This is a genomic window from Chryseobacterium taiwanense (genome assembly GCF_000813825.1).
GTDB lineage: Bacteria > Bacteroidota > Bacteroidia > Flavobacteriales > Weeksellaceae > Chryseobacterium > Chryseobacterium taiwanense.
In genome coordinates this window covers 61,040-77,742 of the sequence record NZ_JWTA01000010.1, presented here as the reverse complement: position 1 = coordinate 77,742, position 16,703 = coordinate 61,040, and the positions used below count along the sequence as shown (strand labels likewise).

At 34.1% G+C, this 16,703-nt stretch carries 18 protein-coding genes; 6 read left to right on the top strand and 12 right to left on the bottom strand.

Annotated features, from left to right (window positions below; genetic code table 11):
- Nucleotides 1–5 precede the first annotated feature (5 nt).
- Entirely contained in the window at nucleotides 6–464 is a 459-nt protein-coding gene (locus RM51_RS12575; RefSeq protein WP_039369978.1) for a heme-binding domain-containing protein, read from the top strand.
- 37 nt (nucleotides 465–501) lie between these two features.
- Here RM51_RS12575 and RM51_RS12570 read toward each other — a convergent pair whose 3' ends face one another.
- From RM51_RS12570 to RM51_RS12550, 5 genes are all read right to left on the bottom strand, one after another.
- Nucleotides 502–1,017 (bottom strand): NUDIX hydrolase, encoded by a 516-nt coding sequence (locus RM51_RS12570; RefSeq protein ID WP_039369976.1) that lies wholly within the window; start codon nucleotides 1,015–1,017, stop codon nucleotides 502–504.
- Nucleotides 1,014–1,928 carry a site-specific tyrosine recombinase XerD gene (xerD, locus tag RM51_RS12565; protein WP_039369973.1) on the bottom strand — a complete coding sequence of 305 codons (915 nt, stop codon included), beginning with the start codon at nucleotides 1,926–1,928 and terminating at the stop codon, nucleotides 1,014–1,016. The genes RM51_RS12570 and xerD overlap by 4 nt, the downstream gene beginning before the upstream one ends.
- Nucleotides 1,929–1,935: 7 nt before the next feature.
- Nucleotides 1,936–2,358, bottom strand: a complete 423-nt coding sequence (locus RM51_RS12560; RefSeq protein ID WP_039369970.1) for a deoxycytidylate deaminase — start codon at nucleotides 2,356–2,358, stop codon at nucleotides 1,936–1,938.
- A gap of 42 nt (nucleotides 2,359–2,400) precedes the next feature.
- Nucleotides 2,401–3,168, bottom strand: a complete 768-nt coding sequence (locus RM51_RS12555; RefSeq protein WP_039369965.1) for an enoyl-CoA hydratase/isomerase family protein — start codon at nucleotides 3,166–3,168, stop codon at nucleotides 2,401–2,403.
- 120 nt (nucleotides 3,169–3,288) lie between these two features.
- Nucleotides 3,289–4,776 carry a catalase gene (locus RM51_RS12550; RefSeq protein WP_039369961.1) on the bottom strand — a complete coding sequence of 496 codons (1,488 nt, stop codon included), beginning with the start codon at nucleotides 4,774–4,776 and terminating at the stop codon, nucleotides 3,289–3,291.
- 131 nt (nucleotides 4,777–4,907) lie between these two features.
- Here RM51_RS12550 and RM51_RS12545 point away from each other — a divergent pair, with 131 nt between their 5' ends.
- The 5 genes from RM51_RS12545 (at nucleotide 4,908) to RM51_RS12525 (ending at nucleotide 9,634) form a co-directional block, all read left to right on the top strand.
- The gene (locus tag RM51_RS12545) at nucleotides 4,908–5,858 is read left to right on the top strand and encodes a LysR substrate-binding domain-containing protein (RefSeq protein ID WP_039369956.1); all 951 of its coding nucleotides are present in this window, start codon (nucleotides 4,908–4,910) and stop codon (nucleotides 5,856–5,858) included.
- A 238-nt stretch (nucleotides 5,859–6,096) separates the two neighbouring features.
- Nucleotides 6,097–7,377 carry a methionine adenosyltransferase gene (metK, locus tag RM51_RS12540; protein ID WP_039369953.1) on the top strand — a complete coding sequence of 427 codons (1,281 nt, stop codon included), beginning with the start codon at nucleotides 6,097–6,099 and terminating at the stop codon, nucleotides 7,375–7,377.
- A gap of 81 nt (nucleotides 7,378–7,458) precedes the next feature.
- Complete coding sequence (locus tag RM51_RS12535) at nucleotides 7,459–7,950, top strand: hypothetical protein (RefSeq protein ID WP_039369950.1); 492 nt, start codon at nucleotides 7,459–7,461, stop codon at nucleotides 7,948–7,950.
- A gap of 199 nt (nucleotides 7,951–8,149) precedes the next feature.
- Entirely contained in the window at nucleotides 8,150–8,740 is a 591-nt protein-coding gene (locus RM51_RS12530; RefSeq protein WP_039369947.1) for an RNA polymerase sigma factor, read from the top strand.
- A 198-nt stretch (nucleotides 8,741–8,938) separates the two neighbouring features.
- A complete protein-coding gene (locus tag RM51_RS12525; protein ID WP_039369944.1) occupies nucleotides 8,939–9,634 on the top strand; it encodes a YjjG family noncanonical pyrimidine nucleotidase in 696 nt (231 codons plus the stop codon).
- A gap of 54 nt (nucleotides 9,635–9,688) precedes the next feature.
- On the opposite strand, the gene trpS is transcribed toward RM51_RS12525, so the two are convergent.
- The 7 genes from trpS to ileS all read right to left on the bottom strand — a co-directional run bounded on the left by trpS (nucleotide 9,689) and on the right by ileS (nucleotide 16,695).
- Nucleotides 9,689–10,657, bottom strand: a complete 969-nt coding sequence (gene trpS / locus RM51_RS12520; RefSeq protein WP_039369941.1) for a tryptophan--tRNA ligase — start codon at nucleotides 10,655–10,657, stop codon at nucleotides 9,689–9,691.
- A 310-nt stretch (nucleotides 10,658–10,967) separates the two neighbouring features.
- Complete coding sequence (locus tag RM51_RS12515) at nucleotides 10,968–11,612, bottom strand: SanA/YdcF family protein (RefSeq protein WP_039369937.1); 645 nt, start codon at nucleotides 11,610–11,612, stop codon at nucleotides 10,968–10,970.
- Between the two features lie 14 nt (nucleotides 11,613–11,626).
- Nucleotides 11,627–12,265, bottom strand: coding sequence for a lipoprotein signal peptidase (locus RM51_RS12510; RefSeq protein ID WP_039369934.1), 639 nt, complete (start codon nucleotides 12,263–12,265; stop codon nucleotides 11,627–11,629).
- Complete coding sequence (locus RM51_RS12505) at nucleotides 12,265–12,456, bottom strand: DUF2683 family protein (protein WP_039369931.1); 192 nt, start codon at nucleotides 12,454–12,456, stop codon at nucleotides 12,265–12,267. The genes RM51_RS12510 and RM51_RS12505 overlap by 1 nt, the downstream gene beginning before the upstream one ends.
- A 17-nt stretch (nucleotides 12,457–12,473) precedes the next feature.
- Nucleotides 12,474–12,719, bottom strand: a complete 246-nt coding sequence (locus RM51_RS12500) for a DUF6576 domain-containing protein (protein ID WP_039369930.1) — start codon at nucleotides 12,717–12,719, stop codon at nucleotides 12,474–12,476.
- Between the two features lie 80 nt (nucleotides 12,720–12,799).
- On the bottom strand, nucleotides 12,800–13,180 hold the full coding sequence (locus tag RM51_RS12495) for a TraR/DksA family transcriptional regulator (RefSeq protein ID WP_039369928.1): 381 nt from the start codon (nucleotides 13,178–13,180) through the stop codon (nucleotides 12,800–12,802).
- A gap of 59 nt (nucleotides 13,181–13,239) precedes the next feature.
- On the bottom strand, nucleotides 13,240–16,695 hold the full coding sequence (ileS, locus tag RM51_RS12490) for an isoleucine--tRNA ligase (RefSeq protein ID WP_039369927.1): 3,456 nt from the start codon (nucleotides 16,693–16,695) through the stop codon (nucleotides 13,240–13,242).
- Nucleotides 16,696–16,703 lie beyond the last annotated feature (8 nt).

The following is a 16,703-nucleotide window of genomic DNA, read 5'->3' as shown; positions in this document are numbered from 1 at the left end:
GAAGTATGGTTACTGTAAAAAAAGTTTTGTTTTGGCTGCTGATTGGGTTTGTCCTTATTCAGTTTATACCGGTGGATAAAACCAATGCTGCTGTGAAGAGTTCTGTGAATTTTGTTGATGTTAAAAAAACACCAGCTAAGATCAGTAATCTTATTAAGTCAGCTTGTTACGATTGCCATTCAAATGAAACGGTTTACCCTAAATATGCCTATTTTGCGCCTATTTCATGGTCAATAAAGAGTCATGTGAATGAAGGGAGGGAACATCTTAATTTTTCTGTTTGGGAAAGCTATAATAAAGATTTAAAAAAGAGTATGCTGGATAAATCAATACAAACAATTCAGACTAAAGCAATGCCTTTACCGGGATATACGGTTTATCATAAAGAAGCTAATTTGTCGGAAGCTGAAAGAGCTTTGTTAGTGAAATACTTTGAAGAGATTATTAAAAATAATGCTTATTAATAAACAAAAATCGCAGAGAAGTCTGCGATTTTATTTTTTATATAGATTGTAGGTATTTTTCAAAAAATATTTTCTGGGAATCAAAAGCAATATCTTCAATATTTAAGTCTTTCAAAGGGATCCAGATTGCTTCTGAAATTTCAGAAAGCTCAAGGTTTACTTCAAATTTTTCTGAAACACGGTATTCGTAAAAAAGATCAATGGTATTGTAATCAATCTCTTTATACTGATACACATTAGGAAGACTTGTAAGATATTTTAAATTCGAAATATCGATATTTATATGTAGTTCTTCAAAAAGTTCTCTTTTGCATGTTTCTTCTGCGCTTTCTTTGGGATCTACAAATCCTCCGGCCAGATCCAGTTTTCCTTTTTTAGGGTCTCTATTTCGTCTTGTAAGATATATTTCGTCTCCATGTCTTATAACAACTGCTACAGCTCCGGCTACGTTATTATACAATGTAAAACCGCATTCAGGACAGCTCCATTTTTTTTCATTATCCCAGTGCAGCGATTCTTTACCGCAACTTGGACAATACTTCAATAGTTTCATTGGGTAATGTTAATATTTCTCGGGTGGTAATTTAATATGACATCCCTAAGTTCCTCAGTTTTTAAGTGAGTGTAAATTTCAGTTGTGGTAATACTGGAGTGACCTAACATTTCCTGAATATAACGCAAATCAGCTCCGTTTTGCAGAAGGTGGGTTGCGAAAGAGTGTCGGAAAGTGTGAGGCGAAATCTTTTTGTTTACGCCTGCTTTATCTGTTAGCTCTTTTATAATAAGGAATACGATAACTCTTGACATAGAAGTTCCTCTGCTGTTTAAGAAAAGGCAATCTTCGTGCTTTTTATTGATCTTGTTTTTGGAGCGGACATCCTGAATATAATTTTTCAATAATTCCGAGGTATAATCTGCCAATGGAACAAGTCTGGTTTTGTCTCCTTTTCCTGTTACCTTAATGAACTTTTCATTAAAATTAATATTAGATATCTTTAAATCTATAAGCTCAGAAACTCTTAATCCACAACCATAAAGAACCTCAATGATACACTGATTTCTTTTGCCTAGATCTGTTGAGACTTCTATAGCGTTAATAATTTTATTGATATCGGGAAGACTTAACGTATCAGGAAGATATAAACCCAATTTTGGACCTTCAAGTAATGTTGCTGGATTGTCTTCTCTTATTTCATCCTCTACTAAGTATTTGAAAAAAGCTTTTATAGAAGAGATCCATCTTGCTTGAGATCTTTCACTGAATTTTTGTTTTGAAAGTAAAAATATATACTGTTGAATATCTTCATAGCTTATCACATCCGGACCTATATTGTCAAGACTTTCTTCGCTATATTCTTTTAATTTTTTGATGTCCCGTATATAGGCGTCGAGGGTATTTTCTGAAAAATTCCTCTCGAACCGAAGAAAAATTTCAAAATCTTTAATTTTTTCCTGCCAAGTCATTTGTGTTTTATTTTTTTAGTTCAACTTCCGATATCTGTTCTGTCTCAATGTTATGGTTTTGTAAAAATGATATTCCGTCATCATCAGAATATTCATTAATATATACTAATCGTGTAATTCCAGCTTGTAAAATGAGTTTACTACATTCTTTGCAGGGAGAAAGCGTTAAATATAACGTTGCTCCTTTTGCAGATTGTGTAGAGGCGGCAAGTTTTAATATTGCATTAGCTTCAGCATGTAATACATACCAATGCGTTTTGCCTTCTTCGTTTTCGCAGCAATTTTCAAATCCGGAAGGAGTTCCGTTGTAGCCGTCAGAAATAATCATTCTGTCTTTTACAATAAGAGCTCCTACCTGTTTTCTTTTACAGTAGGAAAGCTTTGCCCATTCCTGAGCCATTTTTAGATAAGCTTTATCAAACTTATTCATACAGCAGCATTATATTTTCGAAATAATTTTATAAATAATCTATTAAAAAGTAGGTTTCCTTTTTTCCATAAAAGCAGAAACTCCTTCCTTCTTATCATCCATGTCAAAAAGTTCTCCAAAAGATTTGATCTCCGTTTCAAAACCTTTATCTGTGTCAGATAAGTTAACGGCAAGTATCGCTTTGGAAATTGCCATTGGTGAGTTATTAGCAATTGTTTTTGCCAGTTCTTTGGTTTTTGTTAAAAGTTCCTCAATAGGAAAAACTTCATTTACAAGTCCTATTTCTTTCGCTCTTTGAGCAAGAATCATTTTAGCCGAAAAAATAATTTCATTCGCTAATCCTTTTCCTACCAATTTAGGAAGTCTTTGTGTTCCTCCATATCCAGGAATTAATCCTAAAGTAACTTCCGGAAGCCCTAATTTAGCATTTTCAGAGGCGTATCTGATATGACAAGCCATTGCTAATTCTAAACCTCCTCCTAAAGCAAAGCCATTCACTGCAGCAATTACAGGTTTAGATAATGATTCAATTTTGTTGAACAAAGAATTGTGTCCGTTTCTTGCCTGTTCTTCTGCTTTTTCCTGTCCGAAATCACTAAATTCCTTAATATCTGCTCCTGCAACAAAAGATTTCTCTCCGCTTCCGGTAATAATAATCGCTCTGCAAGATGAGTCTGAATTTAATTGATCTAATGCGGTACTGATTTCCTGAATAGTCTTGGCATTTAATGCATTTAAACTCTCAGGTCTGTTTATAGTGATGATTGATATTTTCTCTTCAGATTGTAATAATATGTTCTCGTAATTCATTTTTTAGCCTTGTAATATTATCTTCTGCAAATTATAATTTTTTTGCACATAAAAGGAAAAAATATTCACTTTTTTCCTTTTATGTTGATTTATTTTTAATGGAAAGTTCTTTTTTGTTGCTTATTTGGAATGATTTATCATATTGGCATCAATATTTACACTCAGTTGAGATGCAACTTTCATACCCAGTTCAATATTGGCTCTGAAAAAATGACACAATTGTCTGTTGATGATTTCATCTTTCTTGGGACCGCTTATTTCTTTCATGCTGGTGACGATATTGTTGACAAGATGTTCTCTGTCTTCCCCGGACATTGCTTTTGAATATAATAATCCGGGTTGTGTGTAGTGATCATCATCATTTTCATTTCTGTTATAGCTGGCAACATGAGCACTATCCAGTTCGTATTCATGATTTTTATATGATGAATCCGGTTTAATGTCATCAAAACTATTAGGAAAATAATTAGGCTTATCCTGATAATAGCTTGAATCTGCCATAAATCCGTCTCTTTGATAATTGTTAACGGCAAAAGGACATCTGTTAACTTCCAGTTGATGAGCATTTACTCCAACTCTGTATCGGTGAGCATCTGGATAAGAAAATAATCTTCCCTGAAGCATTTTGTCTGGTGAAAAACTAATTCCGTTAATTAAATTACTTGGAGAAAAGGTTGATTGTTCTACGTGTGCAAAGTAATTAACAGGGATTTCATTAAGCTCCATTTCTCCCACTTCAATTAAAGGGAAATCTTTTTGGAACCAAACCTTAGTGATGTCAAAAGGATTCCATCTGAAATCTCTTGCCTGTTCTTCCGTCATTACCTGTATATACATGGTCCATTTCGGGAAATCTCCATTTTCAATAGCATTGCAAAGGTCTTCCTGAGCAAAATCAGGATTTTTACCTGCCATGTTGACTGCATCGTCATTGGAGAAATTTTTAATTCCCTGTTTGGTCTTTAAATGGAATTTTACCCAAACTCTTTCATTCTTCTCATTAATCATAGAGAACGTATGAGAACCAAAACCATGCATATGTCTGTATCCGTAAGGCGTTCCTCTGTCTGACATCAAAATAAGAACCTGATGAAGCGATTCCGGATTCAAACTCCAGAAATCCCACATCATCGTGGCACTTTTTAAGTTGGTTTTCGGTACTCTTTTCTGAGTGTGAATAAAATCAGGGAACTTTTTGGCGTCTTTAATAAAGAAAACTGGGGTGTTGTTTCCTACTAAATCCCAATTCCCATCTTCTGTATAAAATTTTAAGGCAAAACCTCTTGGATCTCTTGCGGTATCGGCACTTCCTTTTTCTCCGCCAACTGTAGAAAATCGAGCAAACATTTTGCATGAATTTCCTACTGCAGAAAATAATTTTGCTTTGGTATATTGGCTAATATCGTGAGTTACGGTAAACTTTCCGTAAGCACCACTTCCTTTGGCATGAACAATTCTTTCGGGAATTCTCTCTCTTACAAAGTGAGCAAGGTTTTCCTGAAGAATGAAATCTTGCAGTAATACTGGTCCTCTAGGTCCTACTGTCTGTGAATCCTGATGTTCAAAATAGGGGGAACCGTTGCTTAGGGTTATTTTTTTAGAATCCATAAATCTATTCTTTAGAGTGAGAAATTTCTTGTTGTAATTGAAAGATGTAAAGGTAGTAAATATCAAATTTACTTCAATTTTTTTGCTAATAGCAAAAACATTATATCTTTGTAATAGATAATATTAATCAAATGAACATTCAGCAACTGGAGTATCTTATCGCTGTAGATAAGTACAAACATTTTGGTAAAGCAGCTCAAGCATGCTTCATTACACAGCCAACCTTAAGTGCAATGATACAGAAATTTGAGGACGAACTGGATGTTAAGGTTTTTGACAGAACTACCCATCCTATACGTACTACAGACGTAGGGCTTCAGATCATTGATCAGGCGAAGGTAATTATAGAATCTGTCAATGAATTAAAGAATAAAGCGAACCTTTTAAATAACATTTTAGGAGGTACCATCAATTTAGGGATCATTCCTACAGTGTCTTCTTTTATTTTGCCTACTGAGATTTTTAAGTTTTTGGAAGAGAACCCGAAAATCCAGATGAACGTAAAAGAAATGACAACGGATAATATTGTTAAAGCTTTGAAAGCCGGAGAACTGGATGCGGGAATTATCTCCACTCCTTATGATTCTGCAGACGAGTTTTATCAGGATTTCCTGTTCAATGAAGAATTGATGATCTATAGCTCAAATACGGAGGCGAATAAAAAGAATTCATATGTAGTACCTGAAGAATTGAATGTTGAGAAAGTATGGCTTCTTGAGGAAGGTAACTGTCTTAGAAATCAATTTGAGAATATCTGTCATCTTAAGGAAAATACGTTGAAACCTAAAAATTTAGATTTCCTGGCTTCCAATATTCAAACATTGGTGCATATGGTAGACAAAGTGGGTGGAATCAGTATTTTACCGGAGTTGGCTTTGAGTCAACTGTCTGAAGAACAGAAGAAAAATGTTTTCAGATTCAAAAAGCCTTTCCCATACAGAGAGATCAGCATTATTTATTATAAGCCGACATTTAAACAAAAAATTATTGATGAATTATCGCATTCTATCAAAACATCTTTAGAGAAAAAGCTGAATTACAATGAAAGCCCTAAAGAATATGTAAGCATAAAACCTCAATAGTTTCTTTTTATAAAAGCGAGATAAATCATTAATTTCAAGAAAATTATAATTAGTAAACAAAAGTTTTGAGTATTAAAAAAATAGTACTTAAATTTGCCAACGTTTACAGACGAGGAGAAATTTGACCTGATTGCAACCTCTATAAAAAAATGCTAAAACAGTATTCTTTTTTAGGCTTTCTGGGCAACACTTCTTATTTTTCTTCGGTTTTTTTAATCTAAATACAATATAGAAGAATATGTCTTATTTATTTACATCTGAATCCGTTTCAGAAGGACATCCGGATAAAATTGCCGATCAGATTTCCGATGCATTAATCGATCATTTCTTGGCATACGATAAAAATTCAAAAGTAGCTTGTGAAACTCTTGTTACAACAGGACAGGTAGTACTTGCAGGTGAAGTAAAGTCAGATGCTTACCTTGATGTACAAACTATCGCCAGAGAAGTTATCAACGGGATTGGATATACAAAAGGAGAATATATGTTCAACGGTGATTCTTGTGGAGTAATTTCTGCAATTCACGAGCAGTCTCCGGATATCAATCAGGGAGTTGACAGAGCTGTAGTAGATGAATCTTTTGAAGCAAGAGCAAATGCTCAAGGTGCAGGAGATCAGGGGATGATGTTTGGGTATGCTACGAACGAAACGGCAAACTATATGCCTTTAGCGTTAGATTTAGCGCATACTATTCTTAAAGAACTTTCTGCCATCAGAAGAGAAGATACTGAAATTAAATATCTTCGTCCGGATGCAAAAAGCCAGGTTACGATTGAGTACTCTGATGATCATAAACCAATCAGAATAGATTCTATTGTGGTTTCTACTCAGCATGATGATTTTGGTGCTGAAGAAGAAATGTTGAACAAAATTCGTGAAGATATCAAAAATATTTTGATTCCGAGAGTGGTGGCTCAGCAAACTGAAGAAATTAAAGCGTTATTTAATGATCAGATCAAATATCACATCAACCCGACTGGGAAATTTGTAATCGGTGGTCCTCACGGAGATACAGGTCTTACAGGGAGAAAGATTATTGTTGATACTTACGGAGGTAAAGGAGCGCACGGAGGTGGAGCTTTCTCAGGAAAAGATCCTTCAAAAGTAGACAGAAGTGCTGCTTATGCAACAAGACACATTGCTAAAAACTTAGTGGCTGCAGGTGTTGCAGATGAGGTTTTGGTACAGGTTTCTTACGCAATTGGTGTAGCTGAACCTTGTGGTTTATATATCAATACGTACGGAACTGCAAAAGTAGATCTTCATGATGGTGATATTGCTAAAAAGGTTTCTACGATCTTCGATTTAAGACCTTATGCTATTGAGCAAAACTTAAAATTGAGAAATCCTATTTATCAGGATACAGCATCTTATGGACACATGGGAAGAGAGAGTTATGTAGCTGATAAAACGTTTAATAAAGGACAGAAAAACGAATTGACTCTTACAGGGTTGGAATTCTTTACTTGGGAGAAATTAGACAAAGTGGACGAAATTAAAGCTTCTTTCGGTATTTAATTTTGTTTTAAATAATAATCAAGCTGCTTTATCTTCGGATAAGGCAGTTTTTTTTAATTTTACACGATAATAGATTTAAAGATGATGAATGTGAGAACAGCGATTACTATTCTTTCGGTATTTTTCCTAAGCGTATTTGCAAAAGCGCAGTATACCATGCATAAAATGATTAGTGTAGGGTATACGTATCAAAACCAAAGTTTTGGAGAAATAGGAGGTAAGCTACTATTTCTGAAGAATGATGATGTTATTTACCGTTTGGGTGGTTCTGCTTTAATGGGTTCTGCAAATTCGCAGTTTGCTATAATGCCAAAATTACAGGCAGACGTTTTGTTAAATTTTGAAAAAAATGTAGACTTCTATCACTCGTATTATTTCCTGGTAGGAGCGGAAGGAACCAATAAATATTTGGCTCCAAAGGTCGGAGTTTCTCTTTTCGGGATTTTAGATCTTACGGGAGGATATGCTTTTCCTATTGGTAACGCACGTTTAAATGGCAAAAAAATGGAGGGGTTGAATATTAATTTTACACTAAATATCCCAACTGTCTTTATTCATGACATGTTTAATTGATTATTTTTAAATTTTTTTGATAAAAAATTAATAATAGGTTAACAGTTATTAAAAAATTATTATATTTACACCATATAAAAATTGTACTGCCTATTGATTCGACTTTACTCTAAAAAACTGTTTTGTATTTATAGTGAAAGCCAGATTAAATATCTGGATATACGCTTGTCTACAAATTTTTTATTATTGAGAAGAAGTTATGAAATCAAAATCGGATAGTTTACTTATTTCCCTTTATCAGAAAGGAGACGAGGGAGCGTTATCTACGCTTATTCATCGTCATCAGAGAGAACTTTTTACATTCATTTTTTACAAAATTAATGATGAAGATTTAGCAAATGATGTATTTCAGGATACCTTCATGAAAATTATTGTGATGCTGAAAGAAGGACGGTATAATGAAGAAGGAAAGTTCATTCTTTGGGCAAAAAGAATCGCTCACAACCTTATCATCGATCATTTCAGAGCAAAATCAAAAAATATCAAAGTTTCGGAAACAACTTTTGAAACTGATGAATATTCTATTTTTGATTTATTAAGAGAACCTTCGGAAAATATTGAAGATCAATTGGTAACCAACCAGATTCAGGAAGATCTTTTGAAAATGCTTCAATTTCTTCCTCAAAATCAGCAGGAAGTTATTAAATTGAGGTTTTTTGATGGGTTAAGCTTCAAAGAGATTGCGGATCATACAGATATGAGTATCAATACAACGTTGGGAAGAGTACGATATGCCTTGATTAATCTTAGAAAAATCATGGAAGAAAATAATATTATTCTTACGAGATAATAAATTTAACTATTTCACGTTTTAAAGAAAACATTTTTCGCCTATGAAAAAAAATGATTCTTTAAAAGTGAAAACTTTGAAACCAAAAAAAGAAACGATTGAGTTTTTACTTAGCTATTCGAAAAGTCTTGAAATTATTAAGACAAAGGCTAAGAATTATCCGATTACCAAAAATTAAAATTATTAATTTTGTGCTGTATGAAAATTCAGCACATTTTTTTTGATCTTGATAATACACTTTGGGATCACCGTAAGAATGCCTATCTTACTATTAAAAGCCTTTTTGAAAAAGAAGAAATCTCATTAAAATACACTATAGATTTTGAAGAATTCCATACGGTATATCATGAAATTAATGAAAGTCTGTGGGAGAAAATCCGTGATGGAGTTATTGATAAAGAATACCTAAGGAAACATCGTTTTTATGATACATTCAGTCGTTTCAATGTAAACGATGAAGAATTAGCAATGTATTTTGAAGAACATTTTCTTGATAAAATTCTAAATCATAATGAATTGGTAGAAGGAGCGGACTATATTTTAGAATATCTTAAAGCTAAAAATTATACGCTTCATATTATTTCCAACGGATTCAAAGAAGTCACGGAAAGAAAGTGTATTCTATCCGGAATTGATAAATATTTCCAAACGATTACCAGTGCAGATACGGTAGGAGTGAGAAAACCCCGCCCTGAAATTTTTGAATATTCTTTAAGTCTTTCCGATGCAACCAAAGAAAATAGTATTCTCATCGGAGATGATTGGGTTGCAGACGTTGTTGGAGCTCAGAATTTCGGTATGGATGTCATTTTCTTTGATGTTTTTAATGAAAATAAGGGAGTGGAAGAATTGAAGGTAATTAAACATCTTTTGCAAATAAAAGATTATTTATAAAGTTTCGGCGGCACCAAAGGTGCCGCCGAAATTTATTTATGAGTAATAAAAATATTAAAGTCCTAAACTTTCTCTTACTCTTTTAATCGTATTCGTTGCGATAAATCTTGTTTTTTCTGCTCCTTCCTGAAGTTTTGCTTCTAATTCATCAAGGTTATTCATATAGTAAGAGAAAAGCTCTCTTTCCTTTTCAAACCTAACAAGAATTAAATCCAAAAGTTCTTTTTTCGCATGACCATAACCAAAATTTCCGGCTAAATATTTTGCTCTTAACTCTTCAGTTTGTTCAGGTGTTGCAATCAATTGGTAAATCGCGAATGTTTTATCCGTTTCAGGATCTTTAGGTTCTTCCAACGATTTTGAATCAGATTCAATGCTCATCACCTGTTTTTTCAATTCTTTTTCAGGCAGGAAAATATTGATGATGTTTCCTCTTGATTTTGACATTTTTTGTCCATCCACTCCCGGAACATATTTGGTGTCTTCCTGAAGTTCAGATTGTGGTAACACAAAAACTTCACCCATCTGATTGTTGAATCTTGAAGCAACATCACGTGCAATTTCCAAGTGCTGAAGCTGATCTTTTCCTACAGGTACAATTTCTGCGTCGTATAGCAAGATATCTGCGGCCATTAAAATCGGATAGGTAAAAAGACCTGCATTTACATCTTGTAATCGGTCTGCTTTATCTTTGAATGAATGTGCTAGCGTTAATCTCTGATAAGGAAAAAAACATGATAAATGCCAAGAAAGTTCACAGGTTTCAGGGATGTCACTCTGTCTGTAAAAAAATGTTTTTTCGGTATCTAATCCACAAGCAAGCCAAGCCGCAGCGATCTCGTAGGTATTTTGTTTAAGTTCTTTTGCATCCTTTATCTGCGTTAATGAATGCAGATTGGCGATAAATAAAAATGATTCATTTCCTTCCTGCTTTGATAGTTCAATTGCAGGAATAATTGCACCTAATAAATTACCAAGGTGCGGTGTTCCGGTGGCTTGAATGCCGGTAAGAATTCTTGACATTGTTTAAAATTTATATTTAAAAAATTAATGAAGTACAAATTTAGGGATTTCTCCAGCAGATTCCACGAGTTTTCACAGATGATTGTGCTTTATGCTTTATTAAAGGTTAATTTAAACGCAAAGATTTTATTTCCCAGCTTATTATTTTTAGAAGGCAAAGACAACTCAATTTGTTGCGTGAAGCTTAAGAATATAACTTCATAAAATCAACTTGTTGATCAATCTCTGCTCACTTAGATGTAATAATTATCAAATTAAAATCTTTGCGTCAAAAAGACCTGTATAATCTGTAAAATCAGCGCGATAAAAATTACGGAATCAAAATTTTATCCCCTCCAAATTTAGGCTCAATTCCTAAAATTAAATCCCAATATGCTTTAGCTTTAGCAAAATACTCTCTCATATTGGTTTTAAGCCCCATGTATTTATTGACATCTTTAGCATTATATCCGAAAGCATCAATTCCGTTTTGTTGAGCTAAAAATACGGCTCTTTCATTGTGAAACTTTTGTGAAATAATAACCAATTTGGTTTGACCAAAGATGTCTTTAGCTCTCACTATAGAATCTAGTGTTCTGAAACCTGCATGATCCATAAAAATTCTGTCTTGTGGAATTCCGTTTTTAATCAGTTCCATTTGCATATCTTCCGGTTCGTTGTAGTCTTTTCTGCTGTTGTCGCCACTTACAATGATATATTGTATTTTTCCGCTTTTGTATAGATCAACAGTTGCCTGAATTCTGTTGTAGAAATAAGCGTTTGGTTGTCCGTTGCTAAGATTTTTACTTGTTCCCAGAAGTAATGCAACTTTGGTTTTGGGAACTTCTTCAAGGTAGTTAGAAACAGAATCATTGCTATCTTTTTTGATGCTGTAATTCGCCCAGGCGATAAAAATAATTCCTGCAACGAAAAGAAGCAGGAAAAATTTAAATATTGTTTTAATAATTTTTTTCATTGTGTGTATAGGTTCTAAAACTCTAAACCATTTGGAAACGCTTTCTTTCTGAAAATTAATAATAAAACAGCTCCTACTGTAATTGCTGAATCGGCAACATTGAAAATATATTTAAAAAACTCAATGTGTTTTCCTCCAATCAGAGGCCAGTTTTCAGGCACATTCCAGTCTACTAAAGGGAAATGAAGCATATCTACTACACATCCTCTCATGAAGGTTGAATAACCATGACCGAAAGATGTAATTTTCGAAATACCTCCATAACCAATCCAACGGTCGATACTTGGGTCATATACAGTTCCGCTGTCGAAAATCAATCCGTAAAACATTCCGTCAATTAAGTTTCCGATAGCACCTGCGAAAATCATAGCCATTGGAATCAATAGGTAATTGGATTCCCCTCTTTGCAACCATTTTTTGAATAAATAGATCATTCCTCCAATTAAACAAACTCTTACAATCACAAGGAAATATTTACCGATTACTCCACCAAAATGAAGACCGTAAGCCATTCCTGGATTTTCTACGAACGTTAATTTAAATCCGGGAAGAACAGAAATGCTGTCATCCAGATTGAAATGGGTTTTAATATAAATTTTTGAAGCCTGATCAATTAATAAAATAAGAAAGGTTACAAATAATATCTTTTTCATTACAATCCTTTTGGTTTATAAGGTTTTCCTATTTTCTCGTTCTTCTTATCAACGATATTCTTGATCGTTTTGTTGTTGTGGTGGGTGTTTTTGGTATGGAATTTTTCGAATTTGATATTCATTTCTTTTAAGACACTTTTCAGTGCATTCAGTTCCATTGCATTTTTGGTGTGTACTATTATTGACTCCACTGTATTGATTTTAAATTTTATTTTTTGGATAATTCATCAAGCCGTTTTCTATCTTTTGCAGATAAATCATTGACTCCATTTTTACCCATTTTACTCAAAAGCCTGTCTATTTCTTTCTCCCGATCACGTTTGTCGGAATTGAATTGATCATCAATTGTATAATTTCGTTTTTCATCAGGAAAGAATTTATTTTTAATCCATTCCCTATTGAAAAAAGCAAGAATTGCAATGACGATAATCCCTAAAATTAATACTTGGCTCATGAGGATATATTAAAAATTAGGTTTATAAAGTATCCTAAGAATACAATATAAACCCAAATTTATTGTACAAACCGATATGGTTATTTCTGCATGTTTTTGGCTTCAATGCTCAATGTAGCATGAGGAACAGCCAAAAGTCTTTCTTTAGGAATTAATTTCCCTGTTACTCTGCAGATACCATACGTTTTATTTTCAATTCTTATTAAAGCATTTTTAAGATCACGCACGAATTTTTCCTGTCTTCCTGCTAAAATAGAATTTTGTTCTTTGCTCAATGTTTCAGCTCCTTCTTCAAAGGCTTTGAATGTAGGAGAAGTATCATCAGTTCCGTTATTTTGATCGTTGATAAAACTTTCTCTGATTAGTTTTAAATCGTTTTCTGCTTTTTCTATTTTTTCTTTAATGACCGCTTTAAATTCCTGTAAATCAGCATCACTGTATCTTACTCTTTCGTCTGACATATTCGTTTCTCTTTTTTAATAAAATTATGAAATGGAATTTGAAAAACAATAACTATATGTTAATTTTTTTCAACATTTACCTTAAAATTAACTTCATCTATTTCGATTTCGTTAAAATTTGAAAGTGAAGATACAATTTCTATTTTATTTGACAAGACTTCTGCAGAAATATATTCCTCATTTTTCTTAATATCCTCCAGGAATGGTGAATTTTCTTCCAATGAAATATTGATTCTGTCAGTAAGCTCAAAGTCTTTATCTTTTCTCAAGTTTTGAACTCTGTTGATGAATTCTCTTGCGATACCTTCAGATTTTAACTCGTCTGTTAATGTCAAATCTAATGCCACAGTCGTTTTTCCATCAGAAGTTACGGTCCATCCCGGAATATCCTTTGTAGAGATTTCTACATCATCAAGTGTGATTTCGTATCCTTGGATATCTAATTTACCTTCCTTTTCAAGTGTTGAGATCTGTTCTGCATTAAGATTTGCAATTTCTCCTCCAACCACTTTCATGTCTTTTCCTAATTTAGGACCAAGAGCCTTGAAATTTGGTTTTATCTGCTTTACAATTAAATCAGATGCCTCTTCAGCATTGATTAATTGAATTTCTTTTACGTTTACTTCTTGTTTAATTAATTCAGAAACCGCAGCAATTTGCTCTTCAGTTTTCTTGTCTAAAACAGGAATTAATACTTTTTGTAATGGTTGACGAACTTTTACATTTTCTTTCTTTCTCAAAGAGAAAACCATACTCGTAATAGTTTGTGCTAAATGCGTTTTTTCAACCAAATCCTGATCGATCAAACTTTCATCAGCAACAGGGAAATCCGTCAGGTGAATTGATTCAGCGGTTTCTTTACCTGTTACTTTATTTAAATCCTGATACAATTGATCCATAAAGAACGGAGCGATTGGAGCGGATAATTTAGCTACAGTTTCCAAACAAGTATATAGAGTCTGGTAAGCAGAGATTTTATCGTCTGAATAATCTCCTTTCCAGAAACGTCTTCTGCACAATCTTACGTACCAGTTTGATAAATTATCGTTCACAAAAGTGTTGATTGCTCTTGCTACTCTTGTCGGTTCGTAATCTTCGTAGAATGCCTTAACTTCTTTAATTAATAAGTTTAATTCAGAAAGAATCCATCTGTCTATTTCCGGTCTGTTTTCAACTTCTTTTTCAGAATAATTGAATCCATCAACATTCGCGTACAATGCAAAGAATGAATACGTGTTGTACAATGTTCCGAAGAATTTTCTTCTCGTTTCATCAATTCCTTCGATGTCGAATTTTAGGTTTTCCCACGGATTTGCATTCGAAACCATATACCAACGCGTAGCATCTGGACCGTAAACAGCTAAAGTTTCAAACGGATCAATTCCATTTCCTTTGGATTTTGACATTTTCACGCCATTTTTATCCAAAACAAGTCCGTTACTCATTACATTTTTATAAGCAACTGAATCAAAAACCGCTGTTCCAATTGCATGAAGTGTGTAGAACCAACCACGAGTCTGGTCAACACCTTCCGCGATGAAATCTGCAGGGAATGCTTTATTATTGTCAATTAATTCTTTATTTTCAAAAGGATAGTGCAACTGCGCATAAGGCATCGAACCTGAATCGAACCAAACGTCGATCAAGTCACTTTCACGCTTCATTGCTCTTCCTGAATCTGAAACAATGATGATCTGGTCAACAATATTTTTGTGTAAATCAACCAAAGCATAATTTTGCTCAGACATATTTCCGATGATAAAACCTTTGAACGGATTTTCTTTCATGAATCCTGCTGCAATAGATTTTTCGATCTCGTTGTATAATTCCTCTACAGAACCGATGATTTTTTCTTCCTTCAAATCGTCTGTTCTCCAGATCGGCAACGGAATTCCCCAATATCTTGAACGGGAAAGATTCCAGTCGTTTACGTTTTCAAGCCAGTTCGCGAAACGTCCTTCTCCTGTTGCTTTTGGTTTCCAGTTAATTGTTTCATTCAGTTCTACCAAACGGCTTCTAAGCGAAGTCATTTTTACAAACCAAGAATCTAATGGATAATATAATAACGGCTCATCTGTTCTCCAACTGTGTGGATAAGAGTGAACGTATTTTTCAACTTTGAAAGCCTTGTTTTCTTTTCTTAATTTTAAAGCAATTCTTTCATCTACAGAAAGATAAGCCTTTAAATCTGCAATGATTGACTTTAAGTTTTCTTTCTGAATGTTTAATTCAGTATTTTTTTCGTCTTCGCTAAGGTATTCTCCTTTTACATATTCATTCGCAAAACCATAGATTTCATCGCTTACGATAGATAAAAATCTTCCCTGTAAATCAACTAATGGGATTGGGTTTTCGTTTTCGTCCAACACCAACATTGGCGGAACTTCAGGTTTTGCTTCTTTCGCCACTTTCGCATCATCAGCACCAAAAGTCGGAGCCGTGTGAACGATACCTGTTCCGTCTTCTGTCGTCACGAAATCTCCTGAAATTACTCTGAAGGCATTTTCAGGATTTTGGTAAGGAAGAGCGTACCGTAATAACTGCTCATATTTAATTCCAACCAAATCAGCCCCTTTGAATTCAGCTAAGATCTGATAAGGAATAACCTTAGTTTCTGCTGTGTAATTAGCAAAATCTTCATCTGTTCCTTCAGCATATTTTTTAGCAAACTGTTTTCCAACCAACGCTTTGGCTAAAACAACATTGATTGGCTCAAAAGTATATTGATTGAAAGTTTTTACTAAAACATAATCAATCTTCGGACCTACTGTCAAAGCTGTGTTTGAAGGCAACGTCCACGGAGTTGTTGTCCAAGCTAAGAAGTGTACATCTCCAAAACCTTGTAAGAATGAAGGTAATGTTTCAGGCAATGTCTTGAATTGCGCAACTACTGTTGTATCAGAAACATCACGGTAAGCTCCCGGTTGGTTGACTTCGTGTGAAGAAAGTCCGGTTCCTGCTTTCGGAGAATAAGGCTGGATTGTGTAACCTTTGTACAATAATCCTTTATCATACAACTGCTTCAACAACCACCAAACCGTTTCCATGTATTTTGATTTGTACGTGATATACGGATCGTCAAGATCAACCCAATACCCGATTTTCTCGGTAAGGTTGTTCCAAACGTCTGTGTAACGCATTACTGCTTCACGACATGCTCTATTATAATCTTCAATTGAAATTTTTTTGCCAATATCTTCTTTAGTGATTCCTAATTCCTTTTCCACGCCAAGCTCTACCGGAAGTCCATGTGTATCCCAACCCGCCTTACGGAAAACCTGCTTTCCGTTCTGGGTCTGATAACGACAGAAAATATCCTTCAACGCTCTGGCCATTACGTGGTGAATTCCAGGCATACCGTTTGCTGAAGGCGGACCTTCATAAAAAACAAACTCAGGTTGCCCCTCACGAATCTCAACACTCTTATTGAAAGTTTTGTTCTGTTTCCAGAATTCCGCTACATTCTCTGCTACGTCAATAAGGTTGAGGTTTTTGTATTCTTTAAATTGGCTCATTGTAATAT